The organism is Paraburkholderia sp. BR10936 (assembly GCF_040965735.1).
Lineage (GTDB): Bacteria > Pseudomonadota > Gammaproteobacteria > Burkholderiales > Burkholderiaceae > Paraburkholderia > Paraburkholderia nodosa_A.
Genome location: NZ_JBFRCM010000004.1, coordinates 236,492 through 263,037 on the forward strand (window position 1 = coordinate 236,492; position 26,546 = coordinate 263,037).

Below are 26,546 nucleotides of genomic sequence, written 5' to 3' on the forward strand. Positions count from 1 at the left end.
GTGAGCGCGGAAAAAAGAAGTCATTCGGGAATCATTCGATAAAAAGCGACGCGAACAGGCGGCGTCGCCAGAACTTGCGCAAATCGCCGCGCGTGATGGACAGCGTGACCGAGCCCGTGTCGCCGCATAGCGTGAGATCGAGCGCGGCGAGCGCGCCCGTTTGCAGCGCCGTGAGCGCCGGCGCGAACCAGTCGCGCTCAAGTTGAGCGAACGCGGCGTTCCAGCGGCCCCAGTCCTGCTGGATGAAGGCCGCCGAGAACGGATCGAGCTCGACGAGCGTCGCTCCCGTGCCCGAACCGTTGTTGAGCGCGGCTGCGAGCGCGGCAAAGGTCGCGGGCGCGGCATCGACTTGCGCCTTCGCGGCGAGCGCCAGGCCGCGCGTGGCGGCCGCATCGGAGCGCACGCGCGCATAGGGGCTCGTGACGGTGCGCAGCGCGCCCTGGGCGTGGAACCAGATCGAATTGACGGCGGGCAGACCGCGCGCTTCGCGGGCCTCGTTCACGGGATGCTCGAACCACGCCATCTGCACTTCGTTCTGCACCTTCATCCAGGCGCGCGAACGCTGGCCCGAATGGGCCTCGTGCGGCAGCCAGATCTCGATGTTGCGGCCGCTCGCGCGCAAGGGCGACGCGCCCGCGAGCGTGCCGAACGCTTCCGACGAGAGATACCAGCGCTGCGGCGTCGGCGCCTCGATGCGCACGCCCAGTTCTTCGATCAGCGGGCGGGCGACAGTGTAGAGCGTGGCGGCGTCGGCGTCGGCGAGTTCGAGCGAGGCGGGGTCGATCAGCACCAGATGATCGTGCGCGATGCGCACGTGCACGGGCTGCACGCACGCCCAGGTGGCGTCGCCGGGCGTGCCGCCATCGGCGAGCAGCATGTAAGGCGCAAGCGGCGCTTCGTCGTCGGCGGCCGGCGCGGAGTTTGCGCGGTTCGCGCTCGCCGGACCGAGCGCGCCGAACTGGCGCGCGACCCAGCGCTCGTGCGGCAACGTACGCTGGAAGTCCTCGCCGATCACCTGCTCGCCGAGTGTCGCGCGCGCAACCAGTTTCGCGAGCGCCGGGTATTCGAGGCCCGCGAGCGCGGTGGAGGCGGCCGCGGCGGACGGCAAGGCAAAGGGGACGAGGAAATGGAGTCGGTCGGCGGGCATGATGGTGCGCATTGTACTTCGGCGCTACGTGCGCCGGGCGGCCCTCGGGCGTGCCGCAACGGCATCGCCTCGACCCGTTATGCCGGTGCTGCGGCACTTGTGGGCGAATTGCGGCTCGAAGCAGAGGGCGGGCAAACGCCTCACGGGGGCTGCGGTTCTCACGCGGGAAAGTTCACGGGGAACTCCGTCGAATATCCGTGACCCGCCGCCAGTGTGGCAAACTTCGCGGTTGATCGCCGCCCGACCCGGCACGATATTCTCCGGCCGTCCGGCGCACTGGCCCCAGGGTCAATACGGCGCCGGAGCGCAACGAAGACGCAAAAGGATTCGCTTGAAACTTCCCTACGAATGGCAGATAGGCTGGCGCTACACCCGCGCCGGCAAACGCACGACCGGCAACGGGTTCATCTCGTTCATCGCGCTCATATCGATGTCGGGCATCGCGCTCGGCGTCGCGGCGCTGATCGTCGTGCTTTCGGTGATGAACGGCTTCCAGCGCGACGTGCGCGACCGCATGCTTTCCGTGCTTGCGCACATCGAGATTTTTTCGCCGACGGGCACGATGCCCGACTGGCAGCTCACCGCGAAAGAAGCGAAGACCAATCCTGAAGTCATTGGCGCGGCGCCTTACGTGGACGCCCAGGCGCTGCTCACGCGCGGCGACAGCGTGAACGGCGTTGCGCTGCGCGGCATCGAACCTTCCGAGGAGCCGCAGGTTTCGGACATCGGCCGGGAAATGAAGGCGGGCAGCCTGAACGACCTCACGCCCGGCAGCTTCGGCATCGTGCTCGGCGCCGATCTCGCTGTGAACCTGGGCGTGACGGTGGGCGACAAGGTCACGCTGGTCGCGCCCGAGGGTTCGATCACGCCGGCCGGCATGCTGCCGCGCTTGAAGCAGTTCACGGTGATGGGCGTATTCGAGTCGGGCCATTACGAGTACGACAGCACGCTCGCACTCACCAACATCCGCGACGCCGAAGTGCTTTATCGCTTAGGCGCGCCAAGCGGCGTGCGTCTGCGCTTGAAGGACATGCAGCGCGCGCCGGCGGTGGCGCGCCAGCTCGTGCATACGCTCTCGGGCGACCTCTATATCCGCGACTGGACGCAGCAGAACAAGACCTGGTTCTCGGCCGTGCAGATCGAAAAACGCATGATGTTCATCATTCTCACGCTCATCATCGCGGTCGCGGCGTTCAACCTCGTTTCGTCTCTCGTCATGACCGTCACCAACAAGCAGGCCGATATCGCGATCCTGCGCACGCTCGGCGCGCAGCCGGGCTCGATCATGAAGATCTTCGTCGTGCAGGGCGTGACGATCGGCTTCGTGGGCACGGCCATCGGCATTGCGCTCGGCTGCCTGATCGCGTGGAGCATTCCATGGAGCGTGCCGGCGATCGAGCATCTGCTCGGCATTCAGTTCCTGCCGCCTTCGGTTTATTTCATCAGCGAGCTGCCTTCCGAACTCGTGGCTTCCGACGTGATCCGCATCGGCGTGATCGCCTTCGTGCTGTCCGCGCTCGCCACGCTCTATCCGAGCTGGCGCGCGGCCAAGGTTCGTCCCGCGGAGGCGCTGCGCTATGAATGACCGTCAATCGCTGATCGCCGCGGCTGGCGATTATCCGTACGTGCTCGAAGCGCACGGTGTCTCGAAGGTGTTTGGCCAGGGCCAGCTTGCAGTGCAGGTGCTGCACGACACCGATCTGAAAGTGAAGCGCGGCGAGAAGCTCGCTGTGGTGGGCGCATCGGGCTCGGGCAAGAGCACGCTGCTGCACGTGCTCGGCGGACTCGACGAGCCGGGCGCGGGCAAGGTCTCGGTGCTCGGCAAGCCGTTCACCGAGCTGTCAGAGCGCGAGCGCAACGAACTGCGCAATCGGGCGCTGGGCTTCGTCTATCAGTTCCACCATCTGCTGCCGGAGTTTTCGGCGCTCGACAACGTGGCGATGCCGTTGCGTATTCGCCGCATGACGCAGGAAGACGCGCGTGCCGAGGCGATGCAGATCCTCGATCGCGTGGGCCTCTCGCATCGCGCGCGCAACCGGCCGGGCGAGCTGTCGGGCGGCGAGCGCCAGCGCGTGGCCATTGCGCGTGCGCTCGTGACGAAGCCCGCATGCGTGCTCGCCGACGAGCCCACGGGCAACCTCGACGGCGCGACAGCGGATAACGTCTTCAACCTGATGCTCGAACTCTCCGACCAGTTCGATACGAGTTTCGTGATCGTCACGCATGATCCCGACCTCGCGGCGCGCTGCGACCGCATCGTGCGCCTGCGCGACGGCATGCTGCACGAGGAACCGGTCGTACCGGTCTGAGCCTTCCCGCGAGCGAGCGCCATGTGGATCGACACGCACTGCCATCTCGATGCCGCCGAGTTCGACGCGGACCGCGACGCGGTCGCGTCGGCGGCGCGCGCGGCGGGTGTGTCGCGCATCGTGATCCCGGCGGTGGCGCGCGAGAACTTCGACGTGGTGCGCGCGCTCGCGCACCGCACCGAGGGCGCCGTCTACGCGCTCGGCATTCATCCGCTCTATACGCCGCAGGCGCATGACGAAGACCTTGAAGTGCTGCGCCGCGAGATCGAGGCGAGTCTCGATGATCCGCGCTTCGTCGGCATCGGCGAGATCGGGCTCGATTACTTCGTGCCGGGCCTCGACGACGCCCGGCAACAGCACTTCTACGATGCCCAGTTGCGCCTTGCACGCGAGTTCGGCTTGCCGGCGATCTGCCATGTGCGCAAGTCGCAGGATCAGGTGCTCAAGGGGCTGCGCCGCAACGGCGTGAAAAGCGGTATCGCGCATGCGTTCAACGGTAGCTTCCAGCAGGCGCGTGCGTTCATCGATCAAGGGATGCATTTGGGCTTCGGCGGCAATGTGACGTTCGAGCGCGCGCTGCAGATCCGCAGACTCGCGCAGCAACTGCCGCTCGAGGCCATCGTCATGGAAACCGATGCGCCGGACATCTCGCCCGCCTGGCTTTATCGCGCGCGCAACACGCCTGACCAGGTGCCGCGCATCGGCGCCGTGCTCGCAGGCTTGCGGGGCTTGAGTCCCGACGAACTCGCACTTGGCACGACGGCTAACGCGGCGGCTGCGCTGCCGCGGCTCGCGCTTTCGTCTGCATAATCGTTTCCAGGGTGGCGTGCACAGGGTGCATTTTGCGCGGCGCGACTGACACGGTTTGTGCATTCAGCCCCCTCGTTGCGAGGAGGCGGGATGCGGGCGATGTGGTGCGGGTTTGCGCTGGGCGTGATTGTCTTGCAGCGACAGGCGGCGTTGCCGGGGTGGGGGGCGTGGGTCGCGCTGGTTCTGGCAACCGTGCTCGGGGCCACGTGGGCGGCATGGGCGTTGGGCGGCGTGGCACCGGCGGACGAATCTCATGTCGGCCTGTCTTGCGGGCGACGCTGGCGCATGGCCAGCGGCTGGGCGGCGGTGTGGTTTGCGGCCGCATGCGCGGGCTTTGGCTATGCGGCGTGGCGTGCAGAAACACGGCTTGCCGAGGCGCTTCCCGCTGCCTGGCAGGCGCGCAACATCGCTATCAGCGGCTATATCTCCAGCTTGCCTTCCTACGGAGCGAACGGCGCAAGCTTCCTCTTTCGTGTCGAATCCTGGGAAACGCACAAGGCTGCCACGGCGCTGCCGCATTTGATTCAACTATCGTGGGTGGCGCGCGAGGCGCCGCTGCCGCCGCTCGTGCCCGGCGCACGCTGGCGCCTTGCCGTGCGGCTCAAACGCCCGCACGGCAACGGCAACTTCCGCCTGCGCGACACGCAGGCCGCGCTGCTCGCGCGCGGCGTGCGCGCCACCGGGTACGTGAGCGATCCCGGGCATGCCGTGCGTCTGCCCGTTGACGCCACCGGCGTAGGCGTGCGCATCGAGCGGGCGCGCGCCGCGCTGCGTGCGCGCATCGACGCAGTGCTCGGCGACGCACCGCATCGCGGCATCGTCATCGCGCTCGCCACCGGCGCACAGGACGCGATCAGCGACGCGGACAGGCGGCTCATGCGCAATACGGGCACGAGCCACCTGGTGGCGATCTCCGGGCTGCATCTCGCGTTCGTCGCGGGGCTCGCCGGGTGGGTCGCGGGCGCACTGTGGCGGCGCGCGCGCTGGCGCGGCGTCGATGCGCCACTCATCGTGCCGGCGCAAAAGGTTGCGGTGGCGGGAGCGCTGCTCGCGGCAGGAGTCTACGCCGCGCTCGCCGGCTTCAATGTGCCGGTGCAGCGCGCGCTCTGGATGCTGGCGGTCGTTGCGCTCGCGCTGTTCGCCGGGCGCGAGGTCGCGCGCTCGCACGTGCTGGCGTGGGCGCTCGGGCTCGTGCTGCTGCGCGATCCGTGGGCGGTGACGGCCGCAGGCTTCTGGCTTTCGTTTTGCGCGGTCGCGGCGATCCTCTTTGCGGCGAGCGGCGTGCCACGCTTGCACAGGGACGCGCCGCAGGATGCTAGCGCGGACGCCGCCGATCCGCTGCATGACCGAACCGATCCATTCGCAGGGCCTGCTGCGCGCGAAGGCGCGGTTCGACGTCTTGCCGCCATGGCGCTTCCGCCTGATGACTGGCGTGGGGCGATGCGACGTCTTGCGTCACGCCTTGGCGATAGCGCCCGCGTGCAGTGGGCCGTGACCCTGGCGCTCGCGCCCCTCACTGCCTACTGGTTCGCGCAAATACCGCTCATCGGCCCACTGGCCAATGCCTTTGCGATTCCCTGGGTGAGCATGCTCGTCGCGCCGCTCGTGATCGCGAGCGCCGCGATGCCCGCGCCGGTCGACGCACTCGCGCTGCGCGCGGCGCATACCTGCCTCGACTGGCTGGTTGTGGCGCTGAGCGCGCTGGAGGGCCTGCCGTGGGCGGTTTTGCGGCTGCCGCAACCCGGAGCGTGGCCGCTCGCGTGCGCTGCAGTGGGCGTCGTCTGGTGGCTTGCGCCACGCGGTTGGCCAATGCGCTGGATCGCGCCGTTCACATGGCTGCCGTTACTGGTGCCTGCGCCCACGGGGCCGCCGCCGGGCGCTTTCCGGCTCACGGCGCTCGACATCGGCCAAGGCACCTCGGTGCTGGTCGAGACGGCCCGGCATCGCCTGCTCTTCGACGCGGGCCCGGGCCCCGAGTCGACGCAGGCGGGCGAGCGCATCGTCGTGCCGTATCTGCAGGCGCATGGCATAGGGCGCCTCGATGCGCTGATGATCAGCCACGACGACTCCGATCATTCGGGCGGCGCGCAAGCCGTGTTCGACGGTGTCGACGTCGAGGCATTCGTGGCAGGCATCCTGCCCGCGCATCCGCTGTGGGCGAGCGCACGCACAAGGGGCGCGCAGACCGTGCGGTGCGCCGCCGGCCAGCGCTGGCGGTGGGACGGCGTCGACTTCGAGGTGCTCTGGCCCGACCCCGGGCCGCTCGCGGGCAAACCCAATGCGCATTGCTGCGTCCTGCGGGTGACGACGGCGGCAAGCGTTGCGCCCGAGGCACAAGACGGTCGGGTCTCCGCGCTGATCGCCGCCGACATCGAAGCGGGCGTCGAGCGCACGCTGGTCGCGCGCGACCCCGAGCGGTTGCGCGCGCAGGTGCTGGTCGTGCCGCATCACGGCAGCCGCTCCTCGTCGACTGAACCGTTCCTCGATTCTGTCTGGCCGCTCGTCGCGATATTTCAGGTAGGCTACATTAAGTAACGGTCCTCAAACCCTTACCTGGCGGGGGTTTCAGGCTGCTAAATCCGCCACCGTGTCCAAATCGTGTCCTAAGCGTTCCGGTTCTGCCCACATACTTACCGCGTTCGCGTGCTCTGCGAGTGCCCTGGTATCCAGGTGCGCATACCGTAGAACGTGCTCATACTTCGTCCAACCACCCAGCGACATAAGAACCGTCAGGGGCGTTCCTGCCTGAACGTGCCAACTTGCCCAGGTGTGGCGCACGTCGTGGAAGCGGAAATTTTCCAGACCTGCGCGCCGTACCTGCGTATTCCACTGCTTACTAGCGATGGTCGGAACCGGACGCCCGCGCAAACAAAAGACGTGCGTAGGGTGCTTTCCGATCCAGCGCCGAATGATCGTAACGGCATCATTCGACAGCGGCACGCCGATAGCTTTACGCGCCTTTGCCTGGTCAGGGTGTATCCAGGCTTGCCGCTTCACCAAATCGACTTGCGACCATTCCAGGCCCAGCAGGTTAGCGCGACGCAACCCGGTAGCGAAACCCAGCGCCGCAACGTCGCGGAGCCATTCCGTGCTGATCGCTGCTAGCAACCGCTGCGCTTCCTCGCGCGTGATCCACCTAACGCGCTTGTTCGCCAGCCTCGTTTCTTTCAGAATGGGCGCGGATTTGATCCATTCCCATTCCAGCGCCAGGTTAAACAAGTGGCGCATAGTGCCCAGATATGCGTTCTTTGTCTTGATGCCTAGCGGCGTAGTGCTCTTGGTTCGTTGGCTGAATTTGGGCAAACCGTCTAAGACTTCATCGCGAGTAATCGAATCAAGCAATCGCCCGCTAAAAATCTTTGTCCAGTGCCGAATATGTATTTCGATGTTCGCGCACGAACTAAGGTGCGTTGATTCGTCAAGCATTCGCAGCGCTGCTTCATCAAATGTGCGCTTTACTTTTTCGCCCATTTTTTTAACGCGCCACGATTCGGCCTTTACTGTGTCGTGATATTCCTGGGCTTTCTCCTTGTCGGTTGTGCCAGTCGTTTGCCTAACTCGTTTGCCGCCTGGCGCGCGGAAATCAATCCACCAGACGTCACTATCGTCGCGCTTGTAGAGGGCCATTTTTCCATCCTTTCAGCCCGCGCCGGTCGGTCTGAATTATAGGTGATATTTTTGAGTTTGTCGGGCCAGATACGCCATTGTTTGCCGACCTGGAAGAATCCCAGATCGACCTTGTGGGCATAGATGGTTGCGTATGAAACGCCAAGCAGGGCGGCGGCTTCCCTCAAGCTAAGCGCTTTTCTGGGCGTGGCGTCGTGCTCACCGGCGTCGGTTTTGTTTATTTGCATCATTCTTAATCGTGATGAATGGAATGGTGCGAAGATTATTGATGGTCGAAAATTATTTCAAATAATATTTAGTCTAATATTATGTACTTGCTTTAATATCAATGATTTAACGTTTTCAGACCTTCGAGTAATTAAGACTATTCGTTGTATTTCGCCAACAAACAAAAAGCCCCGCCGATCCGATTCGAATGGCGGGGCTGTTGTGTGCGCACTAACTGCGTGCGCCTGACGTGCGAGCGGACGGCCGATTTCTGCGGGTTCCCATATCGCGCCGCGAGCCAGGGATGTTAAGAAAAACACCCTGGGTGGGGGTATCGCGTTTCACACCCCCGTTGAAATAACAGGTCAGGCGACTTGTCTGGCGGCGCGAACGGCGCGGGCGACAGCGGACTTGCTCACGCCGTATTCGGCCATTACTTGCGTCCAGGTCGAACCGTTTTCCACGGCTCGGGCAAGCTCGGCATCGTTGATCGACTTTGTTCGGCCCCTGTACTTGCCTTCGGTCTTGGCGTGCTCGATGCCCTTGGCCTGCATTTCGCGCCGGTTGAGGTAGTCGGCTTCGCCTTGTGCAGCCATGAAGGCCAACACGGCGTCTCTGGTGGCCTTGGCGATTGCGTCCGTTGCGCGACCATCGAACGTCATGCCGTTGAGCGTGCAACGAACTAGTACGCCTTTGTCCATGAGGCGGCGCATGGTCGCGTGAAGTTCGTCGTAGCGGCGGCTGATACGGTCGAGCCAGCGCACCACCAGCACGTCACCGGATCGAAGGCAGCGTTCAAGGGCGGACCATTGCGCACGGTCGAGCGGCGCGACGTGATACCCGCTCACACCTTCGTCAACGAACACGTTGGCCGGGTCGATGTTCAGGGCAGCGGCTTCGTTGGTCTGCGTAACGATCGTTTGGCCGTCCGTCGTGCTAATTCGTCCGTAAAAGAAACTTTGGCTCATGGGTGGAGGGGTGTCAATTGAGTGGCGGTGTCGAATTATTGAGCGGTGTCGAAATACTGTCAACCCTAAAGACACCAAAACGTGACGCCTCCCACTGGTGTCAACGCGGTATACCCAAATCGAACCTGCTTGGATGGCCTGACCGCGCTGACGCCAGTGGTCTGCACGTCACTTTATGCGTTGCGGTTAGCGACTGCGAAGCCGGTAGCTGTATGATTTGTGCAAATAGGAGATCGGGGGAATCGCACGTGCTACGCAGCGTAACTATTGAACACTACAAAGGCATAAAGAAACTCAATGTTGAGCGGCTATCCCCGTTTACATTGGTTGGTGGCCGCAATGACGTCGGCAAATCGACTTTTCTAGAAGCCATCTATCTGTTCTTCGACCGGCAGAACGCTTCTGCGCTCATCTCGCATCTTGGATGGCGCAACGTGGGTTCGTTGGATGCCACGCCAGAATCGATATGGGCTCCGGCGTTCTACAACATGGACACAGAAGCGCCGATCATTATCACTACGGTTGACCAGAGCAACGTTGCGCGCGACGTGCGGTATCGTTTGGTGAAGAACCATCGGTTTCAGCAAAATTTCCAACCGTTCTCCATTGACCACCCCGAAAAGCCTACGTTGCAAACTCAGCCTACCGGACAAGCTGCGATAGGCGTTATTGCAAAACAGGGGAGTCAAACACTCCAAGATACGTATTCGTCACTTGGCATTGGTGGTATTACCCTATCAGGGCAGGTTCAACAATCCGAATCTCGTCAGGCTATTTATTTAAGTTCGTCCCGCGTGATTGACATTGGGGCAGCCGCCAGACTAAGCCGACTTGTATCAGAAAACAATGTGCAGCAAATTGTTGACGCTGCAAGACTAATTAATCCGCGCATCAAAAATTTCGCTGTTGGTGCAGCCATGAACGGCGTACCATACATTATGGTTCAGGTAGAGAATCTGGATAAATGGGTACCGCTGGCGTTTCTTGGAGCCGGTGTCGGCATCGTTATTAACATCGCATTGGCCGTTGCCACGGTCCCGAACGGAACCGTATTGATTGATGAGCTGGAAATCGGAATTCACCATTCCGCGCTGACGTCGGTGGTCTCGGCAATTAGTGATATCGCGTATAAGAATAAAGCGCAAATAATTGCGACTACGCATAGCTACGAATTCATTAAATCAGCTTTTCTCGCGTTCAAAGAAAAGAAGGCGGACTTATTCACGTATCTTAGACTTGAGCGAAACAAGCAAGACGATGTAATGGCCAAGGTATACCCAAGCGACGCACTTGAGTTTGCGCTTGAGAGTGAATGGGAAATCCGCTGATGATGATGGAAATAAAAAAGCCCAAGCTGTTATTGGTCGAGGGGCAAGACGAGATAGCGTTCATGGGCGCATTATTCCAAGTCATGAACATAACGGACGTTCAATTGTGGGACGCAAAAGGCAAAACTAAGATGCATGGCGCGCTAGGAGCGGTGCGCCTCGCGCCCGGCTTCGAAGCAGTGACGTCAATTGGTGTCATCCGAGACGCAGACGAAAACGCGCAAGGGGCATTCGATAGCGTCAAGTCAAGCCTGGCAACCCACGGTTACCCCGTACCTCGACAAGTCGGTGAAAGGGCAGCAAAGGACGGGCTCACGGCCAGTGTTTTCATCGTGCCAGGAAATGACGTTCCTGGAATGCTGGAAACGCTCGTTTGGCAATCGTTCGAGCACGAAGAGGTCGCACAGGAAGCCGCACGGTTTGTCGAGCGATGTAGTGAAATCTTGCCCGCAGAACAAGAAGGCGAACAACGCGCCGCAGGGCCTAGCGGGTGGCGAAGGCCCCGCAGCCCCGAGAAGGCGCGGATGCAGGCATTTTTAGCAACAATGATTGAAGCGCTTCCCCGAATGGGCATGGGGGCAGAAAAGGGATACTTTGACCTCACTCATGAGAGCTTCGCGGCACTGCGTGGATATATAGCCGACTTATGAGGCCCGGCTATACCCAAAAGAAATCAAAGGATTTGAAATATTTTGGAAAGATTTGCGGATATGGCCGAAAACCCGAAAGCCCCGCCAGTAGGAAAGGGGCGGGGGTTTTGAGGGGTTTTTGGTAATGCTCGTGCCTTTGCGCGTGTCGAACGTCAGACAAAGCGATTTTTCGCCACTTCGGGGGGGATCGAATGCATATTTCTGGCGGCGGAAAGTATCGAATCGGGCGTTGAGGCGCTTCCGCTAACCGAGGAAGCACCATCCGGCATGAATGCAGGCCTCCGGCGGACTCGCTGACGGCCTGGGATTGCCGGGTTGGGCGATGGGCTCTGCAGGCCGTTACAGGGGCATTGATCGAACCCAACGGAGTAGCCGGGTCGATGCAGGCTCTTCGTCGGGATCGGGGGGCATCGGCAACGGGTCATGTTCGTCGTCGTGATCGTCAAGCGTCCAGCGACTGCGGCGCGTGGGGCGCTCGCCCGAACGGGTGCGCGTCGCACGGTGGCGCGGTACGAACTCGTCTAGGTCTGGCTTCGGTGATCGCGGGTTCACCGCGTCTGTGATGACTTGGCGGGCCAGTACCTGCGGCGATACACAGCGCGACCGCGCCAGCGCTTCGAATGCCTCAAGGGTGTCTTGGTCGAGCAAGATATTGTCCAGCGTGGCGTAACTCATGCTGTGATCTCCCGCTTTGCGTGCTTCAGAACGGCTTGAATAAACGCGCGCGTCATTTTTGACGCGTCCGAACCGTTGGCTTTTGCGTATGCCTTGAACGCCGATAGCTCGCCTTTCGAAATAAGAACGTTGAGTTGAGAATCGTTCTTGTTCGCTTTTGTTTTGATCGCTTCGTTCACAGATTGGGTGATATTCATTTGGTGACTCCCAGATTGGGTTTTTCGAATGCTTCGGCAGGGAAGAAGGGCAGCGCCTTCAATGCGTCGATGGTTTGATTGAATGCCTGATCGGGGTCGTATAGCTTGATTCCGGATGCGTCCCATAGCCGCTTTGCGCGCCGGTAGAGCGTCACCGATTCGTCATTCATATCGGCAAGCGCTTTTTCAATGCCGTCGTCACGAGCGATCTTGATGAATGCCTTTGCCTCGAAGGGCGACAGCGGCTTTGCCTTTTGGGCGTCGATGTAGCGAAAATCCAGATATGCGAAGCGGTTGGGGATTTCGTGCGCTAGATGCAGCGGTGTCGCAGGAAGCTTGTGCCAGCGGCATTCAATGCGCGTCACCGGCTTGCCGTTCAGAGCGTCCTGCATCATGCAGATAATGCGGCTCTCCTCCCGCTCGGTCTTCGCGCCCTTCATCGCCTCAACCAGCCGATAACGCTGCTCAAGGTCTTTCGAATAAATGCATGTTCGGGCATCCGATCCGAGCGCATTGAAGTACATGCCCGTGACGCGTCCAGGAATATCCATACCGCCCGCGACCGAAAATGTCTCGAACTTCCGGGCGTACTTGCTCTCCACCACGAGCTTTTCGAGTTCAAGGCCAGGGATATCTATCGCGGAGTGCACCGATTGAAGCATCGCGCGACGGAGCAGGGCGGCGCATTGTTGGCCATCGCCAATGACACGCTCCAAAATGCTGTGGAACCGCTCAAGCTCGGTAAGCGAGTACTTGGACGGGGTCAGGCTGAATGAGAGCGCGCCGTGACACTCGGCGGGGCGCGGCGAACCAATCCGAATGATCGGGCGGTGGTCGGGGTTGCCTACGTCCAGAAGGTACGCGTGCATGTAGCCACGCCTTCCGCCTACTGTCTTTTCCAGTGCGCCCGTTCTCAGCGTTTCTGCATTGGCGAGCAACGGCGCTATCAGGTGGTCATGGTCGCGCGGGTTCGTGCGCGCAGCGACTGGCAACAACACAGTCAAGTGGTCGAGCACGGGTTTAAAACATACTTCCATCTCTTCTTACCTCATCTTGTATCCGAGGGAATTTCCTCGACGGCTATTTACGGAGCCGCCTCAGATTTCTATGGATGGGAGTGAGGATTTTTTTGGGGTATGGAAATGCAGACCTGTCTCGAATTCTTTGAGGTCCTGAGGTCTAGATTTCGTGGTCTAATTTGAAACGTGTTTTACGCCCTTATGGCGGCTTGCGGTCGTTGCTGTGGCAACGGTATAGGCGAGGTATCGCGAGCGGCGTGTGGGGCGGATATCAGGCCGCACGCGCCCAAATCGTTTCTTGATGACGGTTGCTAAAATGCACCGGTCCTACAAATCGGAGTTGGCAAATGGCTTGCGGCAGTTTCTCCAAAGCGTTCGAAGCCAATATGGCGGCGCTGGGCTTACCCGCGCCCACGAGCCTGTTCAGCAGCGTTCAGGCAGCGACGGGCAATCTCGCAACGATGCTGAGCGCATTAAAAACACTCGGGCCGAATGCGACGGTCGCAGAGTTGATCGGCGCAACAACGGGGTTGGAAGCGCTCGGGGCCGTGGGTGCGATACTCGCCGCCGCTTATTGCGGCGCGGTGATCGGTAGCCTGATCGTTGCCGCAGATGCGGCGATGGTGTGCACGAGCACGACTTCCGCCATTCCGTCCGTGCAGCAATGGGCGATGCGCAACGGGGTGCATGTTCCGCCGTCCATGTACAGCTTCATTTCTCGTCACCCCGAAGTGCTCATCCAGAACTCGGCGTTTCGCCCCAGCTATGCGTACCGCATGCGCAAGGCCGCAGCGGCAAAGGCGGTCGCATGAGTTGGGTCGCGGACAAACTGGCGTTGCTCATTTGCGCTGCGGCCATGCTCATCGCGGCATGGGCGGCCTTCCATTACGCCGGACAGTGGGCTTTTCCTGTGCTGACGATAATCGCCGTCGCGGTACTTCTCGCGGATAACTCGCGACTTCGGAAACGGCTTCGTGCACTCGGGGAAGAGCCGAACGCGCGCACGAGGCGCGGGCAGTGATGCGTTGCGTTGCGGGATATGGGGGGACGGCTGACAAACAGGTCTGCGGATGGTTGCCAGATTGTCGGCAACAGATGGGGGTGTCGGACGGTTGGTGGGCGAATTTTCGGGTTGCCTTTCCCGTTGTGGATCAACGTGTTAGCGCACAGGGGTAGTGGCCGGACAGAGCTAATGTAACCCGCGCGTGAGCGCCTTGGAGTGCCGCTGATCCATGCGCGCGGGCTTCGGGTTATTGGAGTGTTGCCAAGGCGTTCGTGCAGTTGTGAACGTCGCCACGGGCAAACAATATTGGAGTGAGTGAGCCGCCCAAGTTGCCGACGATGTTGTGCCTTACATCCTGAGATGCGCAACGTTGGGCGGTTACCATTTCCCCGTTACTCTTTACGCCTCGTTGCATGTCTGCTTTCAGTTTCTCAACAGCCGCCGTGCCACTCTTACGGGCTTTGGCTGCCTGCTCGGGATCATGTGTATCGAGCCAGTTTGAGACATCGGCAGTGCATACCTCCATCGCGCGAATGATCTGCGCGCATGCGGGCGGCATCGCCTGCGCACCGTCTGGCCGCGTTTGAGTGTCATCCGACTCGCTCAGCTTCGAGGCGGGCTTATTCGACGAAAGCTCGTCCTCATACTCCGCAAGCTGATTGTCGTACCAATCCGAAACGCACTTGGCATCGTGGCACTTCTGGCGATCTTTCAACGCATTACGCGCCCATTCCTTGAAGGCTGCCTGGTCTGCTGCAACAGTCCTTGCCTTCTTGATCAAGCCAGCAAGCCGGACGTCCTTTGCCGCGAGGTCTGAGTTTTCGCAGATAAGGTGCTCTGAATCCGACTTTGCCTTGGAACAATCGAAGCTCGTCGGGAACGTCGGGGTGGCAGGCTGCGCGTGCGCATTGGTTGCGGTAAACGGAAATGCAGCGGCAATGCAAAGAAACGCAATAGTATTTTTCATCGGAATCATTGGTCGGCCGTGTTGAACGAGCCTTTCTCAACGTACGTTTTTTCGAGCGCGCGCACGTCGTCTTGCCACGAACCCTCGATGAGCGGGTGGTACGTGTCGGACCCAGGCCCGAAGCTGTACACGTCGAGGTCATAGCCGTGATTGCCCGGATTCATAATCTGGTAGGGTCGGCCCCACGGATCATTGGGGAGGTGCGTCAGGTAACCGCCGTCCTTCCAGTTATTGGGAATTGGCTCGGTGGTCGGCTTCTCGATGAGTGCTTGTAAGCCCTGCGCCTGGGTCGGATACGCGCCGTTGTCGAGCTTGTAAAGCTTCACGGCGGTCGCGATGACGGCAATGTCTTGCGCAGCGGCGAGCCGCTTGATTGCGTACGACTGATCTTCTTGGGCGGCGGCACCGACGTGCGATGCGATCGCGTTCACGCAATTCGGATCGGTGCGCAGTTCGCCGGGGTTGGCGCTACAGGCCGCCAGCGCCTTTTGTCGCAGCCCGATATCCTGGCTGAACTCGTCCACCGTGTAGACGTGATCCAGGTCGGCAACTTTGGTTGCGGGTTTGCAGGCCGTAAGCGCCACGGCAAGCGGCAGTAACGCGAGTGCGCCGACGATGCGGTTGGTATTCATTTTGGCTCCATTTGTGTTCAGGCGTGCGCCTATGGATTCCCTGAAGGCGCGGATACGCACTCTTTGACGGCTTTTTGGAGTCAAACTTTATAGGTGAGTATCAATTTATATGGTCGATATTAGCCAATAATTTGGTTGACTATCAACTGTTGTGTGTGTTACGTGAAAACAGTTGTTGCCCGACTATTTGCGTTGTTCAATTAGACGCGTAGAGGGCCAGTGGCTACACGGCAGGAAGAGTCGATTAACCGAATGATCGGACGCACAATCGCGAAGAAGCGTCGTGCCGCCGATTACACCCAGGAACAGGTGGCGGAACGTTTGGGTATCGGGAACGAGGCGTTTTCGCGTATCGAACGGGGTTTGGTGAGTCCCGGTATCTCCAAGTTATATGAGATGGCAGAGATGTTCGGGTGTGGTGTTGAGTCCTTCCTGATCGAAGGTTCGCGGCGACCCACCGACCAGGCCGAGTATCTGCAACAGTTGCTGACAAGGTTGTCGGTTTCCGACCGGCAACTAATTGTTGGGGTTGTCGAAAAGTTGGCGCAGAGGTTAGGGAAAGAGATCAAGAAAACGAGGGGCGATCCAGAGTCTTTCACCTAATGGTGAGCCGGTAGCCCAACGCAAGGTTGGGCGGACTCCGGCAACGCGGGGGCTGCGGCATGCGGCATCTATCGCTCAATTGATACACGACGCAAGCTGCACTGTTGCGTGCTCGGACACGATCTTAGAGTGCGTCCTCCTGTGACCAGGGTGTGACCTTACGTATAGTACGAGGGTCGAAATGCCTCTAAAAACCTAGCAACTGTCACAGTTTCGAGTTTGACCGGCGCGAAACTATTTGTTAAAAATCAATGACTTATGATAGATCCCTAAAGCAACCGTAGGGTAGGCTATCTGAACCGCTTTCATCACCCGCATCCGGGCGTCTACGCGCGCTACGCGGCCCGCGACATCGTGCTCGCGCGCAGCGACGCGGACGGCGCCGCGCGCGTCGAGGCGCGGCCCGGCGCACTTGCCGTCGAGCGCTTTCGCGACACGCAGCGGCGCTACTGGATGGACCCGCCGACGCAGGACTGACGCGCCGATAGCAGGGTGAACGAAAGCGCGAATGACGAAAGAGATCAACAAAATAGAGAGACACGCCGCCTTTGAAAAACGTCATCCATTTCTCGCACGCGAACGGCTTTCCGGCCTCGACGTACCGCACGTTCTTCGCCGAACTGGGCGACAACTATGAGTTGCGCTACATCGAGCGCATCGGGCACGACGCGCGCTTTCCCGTCACCCGCGACTGGCCGCATCTCGTCGAGCAACTGCTCGACGACATCGGCCGCACCTACGAGGAGCCCGTGTGGCTCGTCGGCCATTCGCTCGGCGGCTATCTCTCGCTGATGGCCGCGCTGAAAAAGCCGCAATGGGTCAAGGGGGTCGTGATGCTCGATTCGCCGGTGATCGCGGGCTGGCGCAGCAGCATGTTGCGGGTCTCGCAGTGGACCGGGCTCGACGAGCGCCTGTCGCCTGCCGTCGCCACGCGCACGCGCCGCACGAACTGGGCGAGCCGCGACGAGGCCTGGCGGCATTTCCATTCGAAGGCGGCATTCGCGCGCTGGGACGAGCGCGTGCTTTCCGACTATGTCGACTTCGGCATTCCTCAGACCTCGGTCGACGGCGGTCGCACGCTCGCCTTTGACCGCCAGACCGAGTACATGATTTACCGCACGCTGCCGCACACCTTAGGCCCGAGGCTCGTGCACGGCTCGCCCGTGCCGGTGAGCTTCGTCGCGGGCACGCAGTCGCGTGAAGTGCGCCAGGTCGGGCTTGCGGCAACACGGCGCATCGCCGGCGAGCGCTTCGAGTGGATCGAGGGCAGTCATCTGTATCCGATGGAGCGTCCGATCGAGACCGCGCGCGCGGTACAGCGCATGCTTTACGCCATGGAAAACGGAGCCTGAGCGGCCGGTTTTCGGCGCGGTTGCTTGCGGGGCACGGTAGGGCGTGGGGCTACGTGTCGCGCATCGTTTCCGCTCGCTCAAAATTCAGGGTTAGCCCTTGCTTTCAGGTATAATCCGTTTTTCCCGCGAGCATCCAGCGATGACCAAATATGTTTTCGTCACCGGCGGCGTAGTTTCCTCCCTTGGCAAGGGTATTGCCGCCGCCTCCCTCGCCGCGATCCTCGAATCGCGCGGTCTGAAAGTCACCCTCCTCAAGCTCGATCCCTACATCAACGTCGACCCCGGCACGATGAGCCCGTTTCAGCACGGCGAAGTGTTCGTGACGGAAGACGGAGCGGAAACCGACCTCGACCTTGGCCACTATGAGCGCTTCATCACCACGAAGATGCGCAAGGCCAACAACTTCACCACGGGCCAGATCTACGAATCGGTGATCCGCAAGGAACGCCGCGGCGACTATCTGGGCAAGACCGTGCAGGTCATTCCGCACATCACGAACGAAATCCAGGCATTCATCGAACGCGGCGCCGCATCGGCGACGTGCGGCGAGCCGGATGTCGCGATCGTCGAAGTGGGCGGCACGGTGGGCGACATCGAATCGCTGCCGTTTCTCGAGGCCGCACGTCAGATGAGCCTGCGCCTTGGCCGCAACAGCGCGTGCTTCGTGCACCTCACGCTGGTGCCGTTCATCGCCACGGCGGGTGAGCTCAAGACCAAGCCCACGCAGCACAGCGTGCAGAAGCTGCGCGAAATCGGTATCTATCCGAACGTGCTGCTGTGCCGCGCCGACCGCCGCATTCCGGACGACGAGCGCTCGAAGATCTCGATGTTCTCGAACGTACCCGAAGACGCCGTGATCTCGGTGTGGGACGCCGACAGCATCTACAAGATCCCGCAGATGCTGCACGACCAGGGCCTCGACTCGATCGTCTGCGACGAACTGAAGCTCTCCGCCAAGCCCGCCGATCTGTCGATCTGGGCGGAAATGGTCGAAAAGCTCGAGCATCCGAAGCACGAAGTCACGATCGGCATGGTCGGCAAGTACGTCGACCTGACCGAGTCGTACAAGTCGCTCATCGAAGCGCTGCGCCACGCGTCGATCAAGACCTCGGCGAAGGTGAACATCGAGTACATCGACTCCGAGCAGATCGACGAAGAAGGTGTCGAGAGCCTCAAGCATCTCGACGCGATCCTCGTGCCGGGCGGCTTCGGCCGTCGCGGCACCGAAGGCAAGATCAAGGCCATCCAGTACGCCCGCGAAGCGAAGGTGCCGTACCTCGGCATCTGCCTCGGCATGCAGCTCGCCGTCATCGAATTCGCGCGCGACGTGGTGGGCCTGAAGCACGCGAACAGCACGGAATTCGATCCGGACACGCCCGACCGCGTCGTCGCGCTCATCACCGAATGGGCCGACCGCGAAGGCAAGGTCGAGAAGCGCACCGAAGACTCGGACCTCGGCGGCACGATGCGCCTCGGTTCGCAGCGTTGCCCGATCAAGCCCGGCACGCTCGCGGCAGAAATCTACGGCAAGGACGTGAACGAGCGTCACCGTCACCGTTATGAAGTCAATAACGGCTACGTGCCCAAGCTCGAAGCCGGCGGCCTTATCATCAGCGCCCGTACGCCGACTGAAGACCTGCCGGAAATGATGGAACTGCCGCGCGACATGCACCCGTGGTTCGTCGGCGTCCAGTTCCACCCGGAATTCACGTCCACGCCGCGTGACGGCCATCCGCTCTTCAAGGCGTATGTCGAAGCGGCAGTCGCGCACCACGAGGCGCGCGCCGAGGAGAAAGCATGAATCTGTGCGGTTTCGAGGTAGGCCTCGACAAGCCGTTCTTCCTGATCGCAGGCACCTGTGTCGTCGAGTCCGAACAGATGACGATCGACACGGCAGGGCGCCTGAAGGAAATCACGTCGAAGCTCGGCATTCCGTTCATCTACAAGTCGTCTTACGACAAGGCCAATCGTTCGAGCGGCAAGTCGTTTCGCGGCCTCGGGATGGACGAGGGCCTGCGCATCCTTTCCGGAGTGAAGCGTCAGCTCGGCTTGCCGGTGCTGACCGATGTGCACACCGAAGAAGAGATCGGACCCGTGGCTTCGGTCGTGGACGTGCTGCAAACGCCCGCGTTCCTGTGCCGCCAGACCGACTTCATCCACGCGTGTGCGCGCTCGGGCAAGCCTGTGAACATCAAGAAAGGCCAGTTCCTCGCGCCGCACGACATGAAGAACGTGATCGACAAGGCTCGCGAAGCCGCGCGTGAGGCGGGTCTTTCCGAAGACCGCTTCTTCGCCTGCGAACGCGGTGTTTCGTTCGGTTACAACAACCTCGTCTCGGACATGCGCTCGCTCGCTATCATGCGCGAGACGGGTGCGCCGGTCGTGATGGACGTGACCCACTCGGTGCAGCTGCCGGGCGGGCAGGGCACGAGCTCGGGTGGGCAGCGCGAATTCGTGCCGGTGCTCGCTCGCGCGGCCGTGGCCACGGGCGTGGCGGGTCTCTTCATGGAGACGCACCCGAACCCCGCGCAGGCGAAGTCCGACGGCCCGAACGCCGTGCCGCTGAACCGCATGGCCGACCTGCTCGAAACCCTCGTGACGCTCGACCAGGCGGTCAAGCGCACGCCGTTCCTCGAGAACGACTTCAGCTGAGCTGGAAATTACGTAGTACGGCGCGCCGCTTCGATTGCATGAGCGGCGCGATGGAGGAGCAGCGCGGCGCACCGCACCGCGCTCGATGTACAAGGCAGCGTGGCAGCGCATCGGTCACGGGAACGTGAGCGTTGCGCTGCGGCAAGTTGAACCTGGCGAGCGCGCAGCCTGTCCCATGTGACGGTGTGCCCCCGAACGAGCATAGAAACTGTGCCTCGCGGGGCGATGCGGCAGGCGGCGCAGCTCGCGCAAGAATTACTGTCATTTCCTGAGGAAACCATGAGTGCAATCGTAGATATCATCGGTCGCGAGATTCTGGATTCGCGCGGCAATCCCACCGTCGAATGCGACGTGCTGCTCGAATCGGGCACGATGGGCCGCGCGGCAGTGCCGTCGGGCGCATCCACGGGCTCGCGCGAAGCGATCGAACTGCGCGACGGCGAAGCCGGCCGCTACAACGGCAAGGGCGTGCTGAAGGCCGTCGAGCACATCAACACCGAAATCTCCGAGGCGATCATGGGCCTCGACGCGTCGGAACAAGCCTTCCTCGACAAGACCCTGCTCGAGCTCGACGGCACCGACAACAAGTCGCGCCTCGGCGCGAACGCCATGCTGGCCGTGTCGATGGCCGTCGCGAAGGCCGCCGCTGAGGAAGCCGGCCTGCCGCTGTACCGCTACTTCGGCGGCTCGGGCGCAATGCAACTGCCGGTCCCGATGATGAACATCGTCAACGGCGGCGCGCACGCGAACAACAGCCTCGACATCCAGGAATTCATGATCGTGCCGGTGAGCCAGCCGACCTTCCGCGAAGCGCTGCGTTGCGGCGCGGAAGTGTTCCACGCGCTCAAGAAGATCCTCTCGGATCGCGGCATGAGCACGGCAGTGGGCGACGAAGGCGGCTTCGCACCGAACTTCGGCAGCAACGACGAGTGCCTTTCGACCATCCTGCAAGCCATCGAGAAGGCCGGCTACCGCGCCGGTGAAGACGTCCTGCTCGCGCTCGACTGCGCAGCGAGCGAGTTCTACCACGACGGCAAGTACCAGCTCGCGGGCGAAGGCCTGCAACTGTCGTCGGCCGAATTCGCCGACTACCTCGCGACGCTCGCCGACAAGTTCCCGATCGTCTCGATCGAAGACGGCATGCACGAGTCCGACTGGGCCGGCTGGAAGCTCCTGACCGACAAGCTCGGCAAGAAGGTCCAACTCGTGGGCGACGACCTGTTCGTGACCAACACGCGCATCCTGAAGGAAGGCATCGAGAAGGGCATCGCCAACTCGATCCTCATCAAGATCAACCAGATCGGCACGCTGACGGAAACCTTCGCGGCAATCGAAATGGCCAAGCGCGCGGGTTACACGGCCGTGATCTCGCACCGCTCGGGCGAAACCGAAGACTCGACGATCGCCGACATCGCCGTGGGCCTGAACGCGGGTCAGATCAAGACCGGTTCGCTCTCGCGCAGCGACCGCATCTCGAAGTACAACCAGCTGCTGCGCATCGAGGAAGATCTCGGTGATATCGCCAGCTACCCGGGCAAGTCGGCGTTCTATAACCTCCGCTGAGCGGACCCAGCGCCGGCAGCAGCCTTGCTGTCACCCTTCGTCATCTCTCTCCGCCGCCCTGCGTATAGCGCAGGGCGGCGTGTATTTATCCGGCACCTTTCATGCGGCTTGTCACTGTCGTTCTGATCATCCTGCTCGTGCTGATCCAGTATCCGCTCTGGTGGGGCCATGGTGGTTGGCTGCGTGTCCACGAACTGCAGCAGCAACTCGCGCAGCAGCAAAAGCAGAACGACGACGAGAAACTGCGCAACGAACGCATTGCGGGCGAAGTGCAGGATCTGCAGAACGGCACGGCTGCCGTCGAGGAGCGTGCTCGCTATGAGATGGGCATGGTGAAGGACAGCGAGGTGTTCGTGCAGTTCGTCTCGCCGAACCAGTCGCCGCCGGTTACGCCGAGCGGTTCGTCGAACACCTCGACGCGCGGCGAGATGTCGGCGGCGCCGGTGAGGGTGGTGCCGAACCCCGTTTCGCGTGTGCCCGAGAAGAAGCACGGGCATGGGAAGGAAGCGAAGAAGGCGGGTTGAGCGGTTCGCTTGCGATGAGCAGATAAGACAAGCAAAAGGCGCGGCATTGAGCCGCGCCTTTTTTCGTTCTGAGCGTTGACGTCGCGAAGCCCGCGATTACCAGCCCCAGCCCGGATAGCCGTAGCCAATCCCCGTACCCCAGCCGTGCCCCCAACCGCCGCCGTAATAGCTGCCGTAGACGGTGACCGGCGGCGCATACGCGCGCGACCAGGCTTGTGCGGCAGCTTCCGCGGCCATGGCGTTGTCCTGTTCGGCGAGCGCCTGACGGTCGATCGCGTCGTAGCGCGCTTTCTCGTCGGGCGTGAGCACGGGCGCGGCGGCCGGGAGGCCCGACTGCGCCGGGGGCAGCCGGCTGTAGATCGGCGACGGGCCCGGCGGGTCCATCATGCAGCCGCTCGTCGACGCAACGGCCGCGCCGAGCGTCGTGAGTAAGAACAACGCGCTCACGCGCGGCATGCGCTCGCGTAACGGAGATACGATGGGACGTACGAAGCGTTTGTTCTTGATCATGCTTCTCTCCATCTGTCGGACGCCTAAGTAACTTGAGATGAGGGCAGGTCCGCATTTCGATCCGGTCCCCGCGCCTGTCATGTGCCGCTACGCAGGGCGGCGACGCAACACGCGTTGCGCCGCGGTTTGCTCACGCTTGCCTCAGTGACGACGCTCCGCAGCGGGGCTCACGCTTTCTGAGAGGCCGGTCACGGCAAAAAGTTGCGCGACATCCACAGGGTCGAACTCATAGCGCTGATTGCAGTAGTCGCAATGAATCTCGACATGACCGCGTTCCTCGATCACGCCGTCGACTTCCTCGCGGCCCAGCATCTTGAGCATCGCGCCCACTTTCTCGCGCGAGCACGAACACTGGAAGCGCGGCGCCAGCGGCTCGAAGTGACGCACGTTCTCCTGCCAGAAGAGGCGGCGGAACAATGTCTCGCCGTCTTCCTTGAGCATTTCGTCGCGCGTGAGCGTGCCGCCGAGCGTGCAGACGCGCTCCCACGTATCGAGGTCGTGCTCGCCCTGGTGCGGCACGATCCCGCCGTCGCCCGGCAGCTTCTGGAGCAGCATGCCGACTGCACGGTCGTCGTTGGCGGCGAGCCAAAGGCGCGAGTCGAGCTGTTCCGAGTGATGCATGTAATGCTCGAGCACGGCGGCAATCGACTTGAGCGGGCCGTCTTCGCCATTCAGCGGCACGATGCCCTGGTAGGGCTGCTGGCCCGGCTGCTTTTTCGCGGGGTCGAGCGTGATCACGCAGCGGCCCTGGCCGTCCGGATTCACGAGGTCGGCGAACGTGAGTTCTTCGCCGAGCGGCAGGGCATTTTCGCCCGTGAAGTCTTCGCCGAGGCGCGCGGTCGCGCGCATCGTCAGATCCGAGCCGCACTGTACGACCAGCATCTTCACGGGGCCGTCGCCGAAGATCTGCATGATCAGCGTGCCGTCGAACTTGAGATTCGCCGAGAGCAGCGCGCACGCTGCCATCATCTCGCCGAGCACGGTGCGCACGGGCGTCGGATACTGGCGGCGCTTGAGCACTTCCTGCCACGTGTTGTTCAGCGAGACGATCTCGCCGCGTACCGGCGCGGCGCTGAACATGAATTTTTGCAACTGGTCGTTCACAATCTTTTCCTTCGTTTCAATCGGGGCGGCGCGGCCCGCGCCGCACACGGCAAGAGCGTGTCGCTCTCAGCCGATGCGCACGAGCTGCGCCTTGAAATATTCGCGGCGCTGCGCGTAGACATCCGCGTTGCGCTTGAGGCCGGCAATGTCGGCCTCGGTCAGCTCACGCACGACTTTGGCCGGCGCGCCGAGAATCAGCGAGTTGTCGGGGAACACCTTGCCTTCGGTGACCACCGCACCCGCGCCAACCAGACAGTTGCGGCCGATCACCGCGCCATTCAAGACCACGGCCTGAATGCCGATCAGTGCGCCTTCCTTCACGGTACAGCCGTGCAGCATGGCCTGATGGCCCACGGTCACGTTCGCTTCGAGCGTGAGCGGGTAGCCGGGGTCCGTGTGGAGCACCGCGCCTTCCTGAACGTTGCTGCGCGCGCCGACGGTGATCGGCTCGTTGTCGCCGCGCAGCGTCGCGCCGAACCAGACGCTCGCGTCTTCGGCCAGTTCGACCTTGCCGATGACGGTCGCGTTGTCCGCGACGAACACGCTTTCGTGAATGGTCGGTGCAGCTTCGCCAAGCTTGTAGATGGCCACGGTGTTGAGTCTCCTATGTCTTTCGGGGCTGCTGCCGGTCTGCGGGCGACGCGCAACGGGTGCGGACGACGCCAGGCAGGTGAATCGCGTATTGTAAACGGTTGCGTGCGCGGTCCGCTCGGGGCGCTTTTCGGGCGCCCGCGCCCGAGCCTTGTATTTCCGCTTTTCGGTCCCTGTTTCTTCTGCCGATGAATTCCGCTTTTTCCGCCGTCAGCGCAAGTGCTGATCTCTCAAGACCAACCGATGCCGAGCCCGATTGCTGGCGCCTCGCCGCGCTCGCCGCGCTGCGCGAATGCGTCCCGGTCGCCAAGGCCGATGCGGTGCGCGCACTGCACGCGCAGAGTCAGGCGCAGGCCGCTGCGCCTCGCTGGGAGCCGCAGCGCGTCATCCCGACGCCGGACGGCTTGCCTGGCCGCCCGGCCGAGCCGCCGCTCGTCGAACCGCGCGAACTGCAGCGCCGCAGCATGAGCACGCCACAGGGCCGCGTCGTGCTGCTGCACGCGCTGGCCCACATCGAATTCAACGCGATCAATCTCGCGCTCGACGCGGTCTGGCGCTTCCCCGCCATGCCCGACGCGTTCTACGCCGACTGGCTCAGGGTCGCGGCGGAAGAGGCGTATCACTTCTCGCTGCTGCGTGCGCGGCTCGCCGACTATGGCCACGCATACGGCGACTTCCCCGCGCACAACGGCCTGTGGGAGATGTGCGAGCGCACCAGCGCCGACGTGCTCGCGCGCATGGCGCTCGTGCCGCGTGTGCTGGAGGCGCGCGGGCTCGACGCCTCGCCGCCCATCCGCGCGCGCCTGAAGCAGGCTGGCGACGACGAATCGGCCGCGATCCTCGACATCATCCTGCGCGACGAAGTGGGACACGTGCGCATCGGCAACCATTGGTTCCGCCACCTTTGCGAGGCACGCGCGCTCGACCCGCACGCGGCATGGCTCGCGCTCGCGGAGCACTACCACGCGCCGCGCATGCGCGGTCCGTTCAACTTCGAGGCGCGCCGCTCGGCGGGTTTCGACGACGCCGAACTGGACACGCTGGCGGCCCAGGACGCCGCGGCACAGTCCGCCTCGAAGCAGTCAGCGGGGCGTCACTCGAGCGAATGACGTACCGCGAACACCCGGCGGCTATATAATCGAACGACCATTCTTTTTTGCGGCAACGCAGATGAATCAATCCCGGTCCGAATTCGTCAACGTCAATGGCATCCGGCTGCACGTGCGCCGCTGGGGCGCCGAGAGCGCGCCCGTGCTGTTCATGCTGCACGGCTGGATGGACGTGGCGGCGTCGTTCCAGTTCGTCGTCGATGCGCTCGATGAACGCGGCGGTGACTGGCAGGTCATCGCTCCCGACCTGCGCGGCTTCGGCCTCTCCGACTGGCCCGTTGCGCAAGGACAGGGCAGTCACTACTGGTTCCCCGACTACCTCGCCGATCTCGACGCGCTGCTTGCCCACTACGCGCCCGAAGGCAAGGTGGATCTCGTCGGACACAGTCTCGGCGCGAACATCGTGTGCCTCTATGCGGGCGTGCGGCCCGAGCGTGTGCGCCGCGTGGTCGACCTGGAGGGCTTCGGCATGCCGGCGCCGTCACCGAGACAGGCGCCGGGCCGCATGCGCGAGTGGCTCGACGAAGTGCGCACGCCGCCGCAACTGCGCACGTACGCGTCGCTCGACGAGGTGGCCGCGCGGCTCGTGAAGACCAATCCGCGTCTGATCGCACCGCGAGCGCGCTTTCTCGCGGAACACTGGTCGAAGCCGGACGGCGAGGGCGATTATGTGCTGCTCGGCGATCCGGCGCACAAGATGCGCGGTCCGCTGCTGTACCAGCTCGACGAGGTGATGGCGATCTGGTCGCAGGTGAGCGCAAGGGTGCTGCACATCGAAGCGGCCAGTTCCGAAACGCTTGTGCGGCTCGCGGGGGCGGTGCCCATCGGCGAATTCAAGAAGCGCTTCGAGGCATTTCCCGACTGGCGCGAGCGTATCGTCGACGGGGCGGGGCACATGGTGCATCACGACCAGCCGGAAGAGGTCGCGCGCCTGATCGAGGCGTTCTGCGCGGGAGCGTAAAGCACATCGCGCGCTTATTCGGGCGGCCCGCCAGGCGC

Annotated in this window: 27 protein-coding genes; 16 read left to right on the plus strand and 11 right to left on the minus strand. The window is 62.5% G+C overall.

Features of this window, described 5'->3' with window-relative positions; translation table 11 throughout:
• Window positions 1-31 precede the first annotated feature (31 nt).
• A complete protein-coding gene (locus tag AB4Y36_RS10675; RefSeq protein ID WP_342945886.1) occupies window positions 32-1,159 on the minus strand; it encodes a regulator in 1,128 nt (375 codons plus the stop codon).
• 319 nt (window positions 1,160-1,478) lie between these two features.
• On the opposite strand from AB4Y36_RS10675, the gene AB4Y36_RS10680 reads away from it, so the two are divergent.
• From AB4Y36_RS10680 to AB4Y36_RS10695, 4 genes are all read left to right on the plus strand, one after another.
• Window positions 1,479-2,732 (plus strand): lipoprotein-releasing ABC transporter permease subunit, encoded by a 1,254-nt coding sequence (locus tag AB4Y36_RS10680; protein WP_069265533.1) that lies wholly within the window; start codon window positions 1,479-1,481, stop codon window positions 2,730-2,732.
• Window positions 2,725-3,456 carry a lipoprotein-releasing ABC transporter ATP-binding protein LolD gene (gene lolD / locus AB4Y36_RS10685; RefSeq protein WP_069265534.1) on the plus strand — a complete coding sequence of 244 codons (732 nt, stop codon included), beginning with the start codon at window positions 2,725-2,727 and terminating at the stop codon, window positions 3,454-3,456. Before AB4Y36_RS10680 ends, lolD begins: the two co-directional genes overlap by 8 nt.
• A gap of 21 nt (window positions 3,457-3,477) precedes the next feature.
• Window positions 3,478-4,266 (plus strand): TatD family hydrolase, encoded by a 789-nt coding sequence (locus AB4Y36_RS10690; protein WP_368682953.1) that lies wholly within the window; start codon window positions 3,478-3,480, stop codon window positions 4,264-4,266.
• 90 nt (window positions 4,267-4,356) lie between these two features.
• On the plus strand, window positions 4,357-6,801 hold the full coding sequence (locus AB4Y36_RS10695; protein WP_368682954.1) for a ComEC/Rec2 family competence protein: 2,445 nt from the start codon (window positions 4,357-4,359) through the stop codon (window positions 6,799-6,801).
• Window positions 6,802-6,831: 30 nt separating this feature from the next.
• Here AB4Y36_RS10695 and AB4Y36_RS10700 read toward each other — a convergent pair whose 3' ends face one another.
• Both AB4Y36_RS10700 and AB4Y36_RS10705 read right to left on the minus strand, forming a co-directional pair.
• Window positions 6,832-7,893, minus strand: coding sequence for a tyrosine-type recombinase/integrase (locus AB4Y36_RS10700; protein ID WP_368682955.1), 1,062 nt, complete (start codon window positions 7,891-7,893; stop codon window positions 6,832-6,834).
• Between the two features lie 572 nt (window positions 7,894-8,465).
• On the minus strand, window positions 8,466-9,068 hold the full coding sequence (locus tag AB4Y36_RS10705) for a recombinase family protein (protein ID WP_368682956.1): 603 nt from the start codon (window positions 9,066-9,068) through the stop codon (window positions 8,466-8,468).
• Window positions 9,069-9,316: 248 nt separating this feature from the next.
• Here AB4Y36_RS10705 and AB4Y36_RS10710 point away from each other — a divergent pair, with 248 nt between their 5' ends.
• Window positions 9,317-10,396, plus strand: coding sequence for an ATP/GTP-binding protein (locus AB4Y36_RS10710; protein WP_368682957.1), 1,080 nt, complete (start codon window positions 9,317-9,319; stop codon window positions 10,394-10,396).
• On the plus strand, window positions 10,381-11,046 hold the full coding sequence (locus AB4Y36_RS10715) for a DUF3226 domain-containing protein (RefSeq protein ID WP_368682958.1): 666 nt from the start codon (window positions 10,381-10,383) through the stop codon (window positions 11,044-11,046). The genes AB4Y36_RS10710 and AB4Y36_RS10715 overlap by 16 nt, the downstream gene beginning before the upstream one ends.
• A gap of 339 nt (window positions 11,047-11,385) precedes the next feature.
• Here AB4Y36_RS10715 and AB4Y36_RS10720 read toward each other — a convergent pair whose 3' ends face one another.
• Genes AB4Y36_RS10720 through AB4Y36_RS10730 form a run of 3 tightly spaced genes read right to left on the minus strand, consistent with a single transcriptional unit; the run spans window position 11,386 to window position 12,955 of the window.
• A complete protein-coding gene (locus tag AB4Y36_RS10720; RefSeq protein WP_368682959.1) occupies window positions 11,386-11,721 on the minus strand; it encodes a hypothetical protein in 336 nt (111 codons plus the stop codon).
• Complete coding sequence (locus AB4Y36_RS10725) at window positions 11,718-11,918, minus strand: hypothetical protein (protein ID WP_368682960.1); 201 nt, start codon at window positions 11,916-11,918, stop codon at window positions 11,718-11,720. The genes AB4Y36_RS10720 and AB4Y36_RS10725 overlap by 4 nt, the downstream gene beginning before the upstream one ends.
• Complete coding sequence (locus AB4Y36_RS10730) at window positions 11,915-12,955, minus strand: hypothetical protein (protein WP_368682961.1); 1,041 nt, start codon at window positions 12,953-12,955, stop codon at window positions 11,915-11,917. The genes AB4Y36_RS10725 and AB4Y36_RS10730 overlap by 4 nt, the downstream gene beginning before the upstream one ends.
• Before the next feature lie 329 nt (window positions 12,956-13,284).
• Here AB4Y36_RS10730 and AB4Y36_RS10735 point away from each other — a divergent pair, with 329 nt between their 5' ends.
• On the plus strand, window positions 13,285-13,749 hold the full coding sequence (locus AB4Y36_RS10735; protein WP_368682962.1) for a hypothetical protein: 465 nt from the start codon (window positions 13,285-13,287) through the stop codon (window positions 13,747-13,749).
• Window positions 13,750-14,187: 438 nt separating this feature from the next.
• On the opposite strand, the gene AB4Y36_RS10740 is transcribed toward AB4Y36_RS10735, so the two are convergent.
• Entirely contained in the window at window positions 14,188-14,907 is a 720-nt protein-coding gene (locus tag AB4Y36_RS10740) for a lysozyme inhibitor LprI family protein (RefSeq protein WP_368682963.1), read from the minus strand.
• Between the two features lie 5 nt (window positions 14,908-14,912).
• Window positions 14,913-15,539, minus strand: a complete 627-nt coding sequence (gene gspG / locus AB4Y36_RS10745) for a type II secretion system major pseudopilin GspG (RefSeq protein WP_368682964.1) — start codon at window positions 15,537-15,539, stop codon at window positions 14,913-14,915.
• A gap of 252 nt (window positions 15,540-15,791) precedes the next feature.
• Between gspG and AB4Y36_RS10750 the strand changes: the two genes are divergently transcribed.
• From AB4Y36_RS10750 to ftsB, 7 genes are all read left to right on the plus strand, one after another.
• The gene (locus AB4Y36_RS10750) at window positions 15,792-16,142 is read left to right on the plus strand and encodes a helix-turn-helix domain-containing protein (RefSeq protein WP_368682965.1); all 351 of its coding nucleotides are present in this window, start codon (window positions 15,792-15,794) and stop codon (window positions 16,140-16,142) included.
• Window positions 16,143-16,496: 354 nt separating this feature from the next.
• Window positions 16,497-16,619, plus strand: a complete 123-nt coding sequence (locus AB4Y36_RS10755; RefSeq protein WP_368682966.1) for a hypothetical protein — start codon at window positions 16,497-16,499, stop codon at window positions 16,617-16,619.
• A gap of 71 nt (window positions 16,620-16,690) precedes the next feature.
• Window positions 16,691-17,494 (plus strand): alpha/beta fold hydrolase, encoded by an 804-nt coding sequence (locus AB4Y36_RS10760; RefSeq protein ID WP_069265537.1) that lies wholly within the window; start codon window positions 16,691-16,693, stop codon window positions 17,492-17,494.
• A 139-nt stretch (window positions 17,495-17,633) separates the two neighbouring features.
• Window positions 17,634-19,295, plus strand: coding sequence for a CTP synthase (locus AB4Y36_RS10765; RefSeq protein ID WP_069265538.1), 1,662 nt, complete (start codon window positions 17,634-17,636; stop codon window positions 19,293-19,295).
• On the plus strand, window positions 19,292-20,146 hold the full coding sequence (gene kdsA / locus AB4Y36_RS10770) for a 3-deoxy-8-phosphooctulonate synthase (protein ID WP_368682967.1): 855 nt from the start codon (window positions 19,292-19,294) through the stop codon (window positions 20,144-20,146). Before AB4Y36_RS10765 ends, kdsA begins: the two co-directional genes overlap by 4 nt.
• A gap of 279 nt (window positions 20,147-20,425) precedes the next feature.
• Window positions 20,426-21,709: a phosphopyruvate hydratase gene (gene eno / locus AB4Y36_RS10775; protein ID WP_028216897.1), complete on the plus strand. Its 1,284-nt coding sequence runs from the start codon at window positions 20,426-20,428 to the stop codon at window positions 21,707-21,709.
• Window positions 21,710-21,810: 101 nt separating this feature from the next.
• The gene (gene ftsB / locus AB4Y36_RS10780) at window positions 21,811-22,233 is read left to right on the plus strand and encodes a cell division protein FtsB (RefSeq protein ID WP_069265540.1); all 423 of its coding nucleotides are present in this window, start codon (window positions 21,811-21,813) and stop codon (window positions 22,231-22,233) included.
• A gap of 96 nt (window positions 22,234-22,329) precedes the next feature.
• Here ftsB and AB4Y36_RS10785 read toward each other — a convergent pair whose 3' ends face one another.
• From AB4Y36_RS10785 to AB4Y36_RS10795, 3 genes are all read right to left on the minus strand, one after another.
• The gene (locus AB4Y36_RS10785) at window positions 22,330-22,689 is read right to left on the minus strand and encodes a hypothetical protein (RefSeq protein WP_368683074.1); all 360 of its coding nucleotides are present in this window, start codon (window positions 22,687-22,689) and stop codon (window positions 22,330-22,332) included.
• A 195-nt stretch (window positions 22,690-22,884) separates the two neighbouring features.
• Window positions 22,885-23,847: an Hsp33 family molecular chaperone HslO gene (hslO, locus tag AB4Y36_RS10790; protein WP_069265731.1), complete on the minus strand. Its 963-nt coding sequence runs from the start codon at window positions 23,845-23,847 to the stop codon at window positions 22,885-22,887.
• Window positions 23,848-23,913: 66 nt separating this feature from the next.
• A complete protein-coding gene (locus tag AB4Y36_RS10795; RefSeq protein WP_069265541.1) occupies window positions 23,914-24,438 on the minus strand; it encodes a gamma carbonic anhydrase family protein in 525 nt (174 codons plus the stop codon).
• A gap of 188 nt (window positions 24,439-24,626) precedes the next feature.
• On the opposite strand from AB4Y36_RS10795, the gene AB4Y36_RS10800 reads away from it, so the two are divergent.
• Both AB4Y36_RS10800 and AB4Y36_RS10805 read left to right on the plus strand, forming a co-directional pair.
• A complete protein-coding gene (locus tag AB4Y36_RS10800; protein ID WP_368682968.1) occupies window positions 24,627-25,547 on the plus strand; it encodes a ferritin-like domain-containing protein in 921 nt (306 codons plus the stop codon).
• Window positions 25,548-25,608: 61 nt separating this feature from the next.
• Window positions 25,609-26,508 (plus strand): alpha/beta fold hydrolase, encoded by a 900-nt coding sequence (locus AB4Y36_RS10805; RefSeq protein WP_368682969.1) that lies wholly within the window; start codon window positions 25,609-25,611, stop codon window positions 26,506-26,508.
• Window positions 26,509-26,546: the final 38 nt, after the last annotated feature.